This window comes from Nakamurella sp. GG22 (genome assembly GCF_052976845.2).
Window position 1 is genome coordinate 22402 of sequence record NZ_JBRIIO020000047.1, and the last position, 7720, is coordinate 30121.

Consider the following 7720-nt stretch of genomic DNA (forward strand, 5'->3'; position numbering starts at 1 on the left):
GGCACGATGTCAGGGTTGTCACCGGAGCGAATCCCGCAGACCCACATCCCAGGGAGATCAGCTGATGCGAACGATCGAGACGCTGCCCACCGACACCACTCCGACCGAGGTGCACCCACCGCTCTCCGAGGCGGCGGCCGAGGCGTGGATCCCGCGGACCTGCTTCAAGAACGGCCCGCCCGGCCGGATCGGAGTCGAACTGGAACTCCTCGTCGTCGACGCCCAGCACCCGGACGGGCTCGCGATGCACTACCCCGAGCAGCGCTATCCCGCTCTCCTCCGGGAACTTGCCGATGGCGACCTCGACGGTCGGCTGACCGTCGAGCCCGGTGGGCAGGTCGAGCTCAGCTCCCGCCCCGGGCACACCCTGCAGCACACCGTCGCCACCGTCCGGCGCGACCTTGCCGCCCTGCGGCGCCGCGCCGATCGATGTGGCGCCCGGCTGGCAGGCATCGGCGTCGATCCGATCCGACCCCCGCGCCGCACCTCCGATCACCCGCGCTACGTCGCCATGGAGCGCTATCTCGACCCGTGGGGACCGGCCGCCCGGACCATGATGTGCTCGACCGCCTCGGTGCAGGTCAACGTCGAAGCGGCGATCGATCCGGCCGGCCCTGGAACCGCGGCGGGCCACGGTGTCCCGGCACCGGCGGACGCCTCCGCCAGGTGGGATCTGCTGCACGCGGTGGGGCCCGCGCTGGTTGCCGGGTTCGCCAACTCCGCCTACTGCGCCGGGCGACCGACCGGTTGGAAGAGCTACCGGCAGGCGGTGTGGATGTCCCTCGACCCGTGCCGCACCGGCGGCCCGGTCCTGCGCAGCGGCGAAGATCTCGCAGCGGCGTGGACCAGGTGGGTCCTGGATGCCCCGTTGATGCTGGTCCGGCGGGACACCCGACCGTGGGCTGCGCCCGCCGGGGTGAGCTTCCGGGACTGGGTGCGGCTCGGCTCCGCCGCCGTCCCGGACCGCCACCCACCGACTGCGGATGATCTCGCCTACCACCTGACGACCCTGTTCCCGCACGTCCGGCCCAAGGGCTATCTCGAGATCCGGTACATCGACGCCCAGCCCGGCGGATGGTGGGCCGTACCGACCGCCGTCGTCGGTGCGCTGCTGGAGGACGGCGTGGCAGCGGAGCGGGCAAGGGAGGCATGCGCGCCGATCGAGGGCCGCTGGCGTGACGCGGCACGGCTCGGGGTCGGCGATCAGGCACTGCGCAGGGCCGCCAATGAGGTGCTGCTGGCCGGTGCCGCGGCGCTCCGCCGGAACCCCGACACCGTTTCGTTGGCCGAGCAGGTCGAGGGGTACATCGAACGGTGGACCGCCAGGGGCCGATGTCCCGCCGACGACCCACCCGACCTGAACAGCACCGCGTCGTCCACCACCGCGTCGTTGACAGACAGCAGCCGTCACCAAGGGGATGAGCCGTCATGACCGATCAGCATCCGTCCGCCGTCCCCACCGTCGCTGCTGATGGGGATGCCCCTGGGGCGCTGCGGCTGCAGGAACATGCCGTTCGCGAGCTCGGCCAGGACGCGCTCAAACGGCGCATTGTCGAGGACATGGAACGGGCGCGGGCGCGGACCCATCTGCTGACGGAAGCCATCGACGACGACGAACTCGTCCGTCAGCACTCCCGGCTGATGTCACCGTTGGTCTGGGATCTCGCACATATAGGGAACCAGGAGGAGCTCTGGCTGCTCCGGGACGTCGGCGGCCGGGAGCCGATTCTGCCGGAGACTGTCGACCAGCTCTACGACGCCTTCCAGCACCCCCGCGCGGACCGGCCGGCGTTGCCGCTGCTCGACGCGTCGGCCTCCCGTAGCTACGTCGGCGAAGTGCGGTCCCGGGTCATCGACCTGCTCGACCGCACACCGCTGACCGGGAGCCGGCTCACCGAAAAAGGTTTCGTATTCGGCATGATCGTCCAGCACGAACAGCAGCACGCGGAGACGATGCTCGCCACCCATCAGTTGCGGGAGGGCGATGCGGTGATGTCCGCGCCGCCGCCGCCCGCGCCGCACGCACCTGTCCGGGCGGGCGAGATCTTCGTGCCCGGTGGCGATTTCGTCATGGGCACGTCGGCTCACCCCTGGGCACTGGACAACGAGCGGCCCGCGCACCGGCGTTCGGTCGATGCGTTCTGGCTGGACACCTTCCCGGTGACGAACGGCGACTACCAGGCGTTCATCGAGGCCGGCGGGTACGACGACCCGCGATGGTGGGATCCGGCCGGCTGGGCCTACCGCGGGCAGGTCGGTCTGACCGCCCCGCTGTTCTGGCGCCGTGACGCGGGACAGTGGGTGCGTCGCCGGTTCGGCGTGGTCGAACCCGTCCCGGCGGACGAGCCGGTCATGCATGTCTGCTGGTACGAGGCCGACGCCTACGCGCGGTGGGCCGGGAAACGGCTCCCCACGGAGGCGGAGTGGGAGAAGGCGGCCAGGCACGATCCGGCGAGCGGATCGGCCCGGCAGTACCCCTGGGGTGACGACGACCCGACACCGGAGCGCGCCAACGTCGGCCAACAGCACCTGCAACCGGCACCTGTCGGAGCGTATCCCGCAGGGGCGTCACCGCTCGGCGTGCAGCAGTTGATCGGTGACGTCTGGGAATGGACGTCCAGCGACTTCGCCGGCTATCCCGGCTTCGCGCCGTGGCCCTACCGCGAGTACTCCGAGGTCTTCTTCGGGCCCGAGTACAAGGTGCTGCGCGGCGGGTCATTCGGGGCGGACCGGTCCGCCTGCCGCGGCACGTTCCGGAACTGGGACTACCCGATCCGCCGGCAGATCTTCGCGGGTTTCCGCTGCGCGCGGGATGCCGCGGCCGGCGAGGAGTGAGCCATGTGCCGTCACCTTGCCTACGTCGGCGCGCCGGTGCGGCTCGGCGCGCTGCTCAGCGACCCGCCGCACTCGTTGGTGCGCCAGTCCTGGGCGCCTCGACACCAGGACCACGGCGTCGTCAACGCCGACGGGTTCGGGATCGGTTGGTATGTCGACGATGTCGCGGAACCTGCGCGGCACCGGGCGGCCGGCCCGATCTGGGCGGACGAGACCTTCGTGGACCTGGCCAGGGTGCTCCGGTCGGGGGCGGTGCTGGCCGCGGTGCGGTCGGCGACCGTCGGGATGTCGGGTGGGCAGTCCGCGGCGGCGCCCTTCCGGTCCGGCCCGTGGTTGTTCAGCCACAACGGTGCCGTGTTCGGCTGGCCCCAGGTCGCGTCGCGGCTTGCCTGGGGGCTGGATCCGGGTGAACTGGCCCGGCTGGAGGCACCCACCGACTCCGCGCTGCTCTGGGCGATGACCCGCGACCTGCTCGGCCGCGGCAAACCGCCTGATGCGGCGTTGACCGAGGTGGTCAGCAGGGTCGCCGAGGCCGGAGGGGGCCGGCTGACCTTCCTGCTGACGGACGGGAAGCGCATCACCGCGACCGCCTGGGGCACCGGCCTGTATTGGCGCGTCCTTCCGCACGGGCTCGTCGTCGCCTCCGAGCCGTACGACGACGACCCTGCCTGGACCCCGGTCCCCGACCGATCACTGCTCGAGGCCGACGCCTCGGGCGCCGTCGTGACACCCCTGACCCCACGAGCCTGACGAACACCCCGTCGCCGCACACCCCGTCGCCGCACACACCTCGCTGCACACACTCGCCCCACCGGATCTGCCCGACCCTGCTGTCCCCGCGGGAGTTCCCGAGCCCGGTCACTCCCGCGGGGGACGCCCATCTCTCGACCTCCGGAGCAACCCTTGCCGACCTCCATCGGATACACCTACACCGACCATCTGCCCGCCGATTTCAGCGACCGGGAGCTGCGCACCGACGTGCTGACCGGCCTCGGCGCGACGCCGAAGTGGTTGCCTCCCAAGTGGTTCTACGACAAGGTCGGCAGTGAGCTGTTCGAGGTCATCACCCGCTTGCCCGAGTACTACCCCACCAGGACCGAGCGTTCGATCCTGCAGCGGCACGCACCGGAGATGGTCGAACTCGCCGGCTGCGACACGCTGATCGAGCTGGGATCCGGATCGTCGGAGAAGACCAGGCTGCTGCTCGACGCGATGACGGCCATGACCGGTGGCGCGGCGTCCTACGTGGGGTTGGACGTCAGCGAGGACGCCCTGCGGTCGGCCGGTGCCGGGCTGGTCGCCGGCTATCCGGCCCTGAAGATCACCGCAATGCGCGCGGACTTCACCCGGCAGTTGGCGCTGCTGCCGACCGGAGGAACGCGGACGGTCGCGTTCCTCGGTTCCACGATCGGCAATTTCGAGCCGGTGGACCGGGCCAGGTTCCTCCGCTCGCTCCGAGAACAGCTGGGGGAGCGGGACACCTTCCTGCTCGGCGCCGACCTGGTGAAGTCGCCTGATGTGCTGGTGCCTGCCTACGACGACGCCGCCGGGATCACCGCCGCCTTCAACCTCAACCTGCTCGACGTGCTCAACCAGCGCCTCCAGGGCGACTTCGACCGCCGCCACTTCGCCCATGTGGCGGTGTGGGACGCGGAGCACGAGTGGATCGAGATGCGTCTGCGGGCGGTCCGGGACACCCGCGCGCGCCTGGCGGCGCTGGATCTGGAGGTCCGCCTGGACCGCGGCCAGGAGATCCGCACCGAGATCTCCGCGAAGTTCCGCCCGGACGCCCTCGACGCCGAACTGGTTGCCGCAGGCTTCACCCGCCGGGGCTGGTGGTCGGACGATCGTGAGTGGTTCTCGCTGTCGCTGTGGGCACCGGCTGAGTGAAAGAGCACCGGCAGGCTCGGGCAGGTCGGGCGGCACTCGGGATGATGCCTCGGCCGGGGTGGACCAGAATGGCGGCATGCTCGCTGTTCACGTCCATGTCCATGTCCAGCCCGACCGGGTCGGCGACTTCCTTGCGGCCAGCCTGATCAATGCGCGGGCCTCACTGACCGAGGAGGGCGTGCTGCGGTTCGACGTCCTGCAGGACCAGGCCGACCCGAGTCACGTGGTGCTGAACGAGGTGTACACCGGCCCGGACGCCGCGGCGGCGCACAAGGAGACCGCCCACTACGCCACGTGGCGGGACTCGGTGGCCGACATGATGGCGGTGCCGAGGGAGTCGACGAAGTTCGAGACCGTGTTCCCTGACGGCCTAGCTGCGTGGGGCGTCCCGCGGTGAGCCGAGCGAGCTTCGAATTCGCGACTGTCCCGCGCATCGTCGTCGGGACCGGGACGTCCGCCGAGGTGCCGGCGATGACGGCCGGGCTCGGCACCCGCGTCCTGGTGTGCACCGGCGGCCGTCCCGAACGGCACCACACGCTTGTCGATGCGCTCTCCCTGCCGTTCACGGTCGTGCCGGTGTCGGGCGAGCCGACGGTCGACACCGCGCGGTCCGCCGTGGCCCTCGCGCGGGATTTCGGCGCGGACGTGGTGCTGGCGGTCGGCGGAGGCAGCGTGCTCGATCTCGGCAAGGCGACGGCGGCACTGCTCGCGAACGGTGGAGACCCGCTCGACTACCTCGAGGTCATCGGCGACGGGCGCCCGCTCACGGAGCCCGCGCTGCCGACGATCGCGGTACCGACCACATCGGGGACCGGGTCGGAGGTGACAGCGAACGCCGTGCTCGCGTCCCCGCAGCACTCCGTCAAGGCCAGCCTGCGGGACCCGAGCATGCTGCCCGCGATCGCCGTGGTCGACGCGGACCTCACCGCCGGCTGTCCGCCCGCGGTCACCGCCGCCAGCGGGCTGGACGCCCTCACGCAATGTCTCGAGCCGTACGTGTCGCCGCTCGCGACGCCGCTCACCGACGGGCTGGCGCTGCAGGGACTGCGACGGGCCGCGTCGGGGCTCCGCCGCGCCTACGCCGACGGCGAGGATCGCGCCGCCCGCGCCGACATGGCCGTCTGCAGCTTGCTCAGCGGGATGGCGTTGGCGAACGCCAAGCTGGGTGCGGTGCACGGTTTCGCCGGGGTGCTGGGCGGGATGACCGTCGCTCCGCACGGGGCGATCTGCGCCGCCCTGCTGGCGCCGGTGATCGAGGCGAATGTCGCTGCCCTGCAGCGCCTGGACACCGACGCCGCGCAGGACGCGCTGGAGAAATACCGCGGAGCGGCGGGGGCACTCACCGGGCGGGACGACGCCTGGGTGGGGGACGGTGTCGACTGGATCCGCGAGACGGTCCGGGAGCTGTCCGTCCCGGGCCTGGCCGGGTTGGGGATCGACGTGGACGCTGCGGCAGCGGACGTCGTCGCGGCGGCGAAGGCGTCGAGCAGCATGAAGGGCAACCCGGTGACGCTGTCGGACGCGGAACTGCGCGGCGTGCTGGAGGCCGCACGGTAGGTGTGGTGGCGAAACCGCCAACTGCACCGAAGACCCGAGGATGCCTGCCCGCGACGCGAGTCCCGGCCTCCCCGGCCCGCCCCGCCCCGCCCGGTAGCGTCACACGGACGCTGCCGCTGCTGTGGTGGTGACCCGGGCTGCCTTCCGGGCGCCGCACCGACGAAAGGGACCCCGGCCACCGTGCATCTCAAGTCCCTCACGATGAAGGGCTTCAAGTCGTTCGCCTCGGCAACGACGCTGCGCTTCGAGCCCGGCATCACGGCGGTCGTCGGCCCCAACGGCTCCGGCAAGTCGAACGTCGTCGACGCCATCGCCTGGGTGCTCGGCGAGCAGGGCGCCAAGGCGCTGCGCGGCGGGAAGATGGAAGACGTCATCTTCGCCGGCACCGCCGACCGGCCGCCGCTGGGCCGCGCCGAGGTCACGCTCACCATCGACAACTCCGACGGCGCGCTGCCCATCGACTACGCCGAGGTGTCCATCACCCGGCGGATGTTCCGGGACGGCGTCGGCGAGTACGAGATCAACGGTTCGTCCTGCCGGCTGCTCGACATCCAGGAATTGCTGTCGGATTCCGGGATCGGCCGGGAGATGCACGTCATCGTCGGCCAGGGTCAACTCGACGCGGTGCTGTCGGCCCGCCCCGAGGATCGGCGGGCGTTCGTCGAAGAGGCCGCCGGGGTGCTCAAGCACCGCAAGCGGCGGGAGAAGACCGTCCGCAAGCTGGATGCCATGCAGGCCAACCTCAACCGGCTGACCGACCTGACGGGGGAGATCCGACGGCAGCTGGGACCGCTGGGCCGGCAGGCGGCCGTCGCCCGCCGGGCGGCCGGCGTGCAGGCGGACCTGCGTGATGCCCGGATGCGTTTGCTGGCCGACGATCTCGCCCAGATCACCGCGAAGATCGAGCAGGAGGCGATCGACGAGCAGGCCGCGATCGACCACCGGGCCCGGGTGCACGACGCACTGGTGGCGGCGACGGCCGAGCAGGACGCCGCCGAAGCCCGGCTGCGGGAGGCCACCCCGGCGTTGCAGCAGGCGCAGGACACCTGGTTCGCGTTGTCCGCGCTCGCCGAGCGGATGCGCGGCACGATCGCGCTGGCCGCGGAGCGGGCCAGGAACCTGTCCGGGCCGGCGCGCGACGCAGGCACGGGACGGGATCCGGAGCAGCTGGAAGCAGCGGCCGCCCGTGCCGAGGCCGAGCAGGCCGTGCTGCAGGAGACGGTGGAGGCCGCCGCCGACGAGCTGGCCGCCGCCAGCGCCGAGCGCGCCGAGTGTGAGGCGGCTCTGCGCGCCGCCGAAGCGGAACTGGTCGCGGCGAACCGGCTGATCGCCGACCGCCGGGAGGGTCTGGCCCGACTGGCCGGCCAGGTGCAGGCGGCTCGCTCCCATCGATTCGTGCTTGTCCGTGGTACTCGGCAACCGTGGGCTGAGTCGGAGA

Annotated in this window: 7 protein-coding genes; all 7 read left to right on the plus strand. The window is 71.6% G+C overall.

Features of this window, described 5'->3' with window-relative positions; genetic code table 11:
* Positions 1-64 precede the first annotated feature (64 nt).
* Entirely contained in the window at positions 65-1432 is a 1368-nt protein-coding gene (gene egtA, locus ACVBEQ_RS26455) for an ergothioneine biosynthesis glutamate--cysteine ligase EgtA (RefSeq protein WP_447156394.1), read from the plus strand.
* Positions 1429-2835 carry an ergothioneine biosynthesis protein EgtB gene (gene egtB, locus ACVBEQ_RS26460; RefSeq protein WP_447156395.1) on the plus strand — a complete coding sequence of 469 codons (1407 nt, stop codon included), beginning with the start codon at positions 1429-1431 and terminating at the stop codon, positions 2833-2835. Before egtA ends, egtB begins: the two co-directional genes overlap by 4 nt.
* Before the next feature lie 3 nt (positions 2836-2838).
* Positions 2839-3585 carry an ergothioneine biosynthesis protein EgtC gene (egtC, locus tag ACVBEQ_RS26465; RefSeq protein ID WP_447156396.1) on the plus strand — a complete coding sequence of 249 codons (747 nt, stop codon included), beginning with the start codon at positions 2839-2841 and terminating at the stop codon, positions 3583-3585.
* 153 nt (positions 3586-3738) lie between these two features.
* Positions 3739-4725, plus strand: a complete 987-nt coding sequence (gene egtD / locus ACVBEQ_RS26470; RefSeq protein WP_447156397.1) for an L-histidine N(alpha)-methyltransferase — start codon at positions 3739-3741, stop codon at positions 4723-4725.
* Positions 4726-4801: 76 nt separating this feature from the next.
* Positions 4802-5122: a putative quinol monooxygenase gene (locus ACVBEQ_RS26475; RefSeq protein WP_447156398.1), complete on the plus strand. Its 321-nt coding sequence runs from the start codon at positions 4802-4804 to the stop codon at positions 5120-5122.
* Positions 5119-6282, plus strand: coding sequence for an iron-containing alcohol dehydrogenase (locus ACVBEQ_RS26480; protein WP_447156399.1), 1164 nt, complete (start codon positions 5119-5121; stop codon positions 6280-6282). Before ACVBEQ_RS26475 ends, ACVBEQ_RS26480 begins: the two co-directional genes overlap by 4 nt.
* Positions 6283-6462: 180 nt before the next feature.
* A partial coding sequence (locus ACVBEQ_RS26485; RefSeq protein ID WP_447156400.1) for a chromosome segregation SMC family protein occupies positions 6463-7720 on the plus strand: 1258 nt, incomplete at its 3' end.

Coding starts and splice junctions, on each gene's coding strand:
- egtB (WP_447156395.1), top strand. CDS start 1,429: ATGACCGATCAGCATCCGTCCGCCGTCCCCACCGTCGCTGCTGATGGG.
- ACVBEQ_RS26475 (WP_447156398.1), top strand. CDS start 4,802: ATGCTCGCTGTTCACGTCCATGTCCATGTCCAGCCCGACCGGGTCGGC.
- egtA (WP_447156394.1), top strand. CDS start 65: ATGCGAACGATCGAGACGCTGCCCACCGACACCACTCCGACCGAGGTG.
- egtC (WP_447156396.1), top strand. CDS start 2,839: ATGTGCCGTCACCTTGCCTACGTCGGCGCGCCGGTGCGGCTCGGCGCG.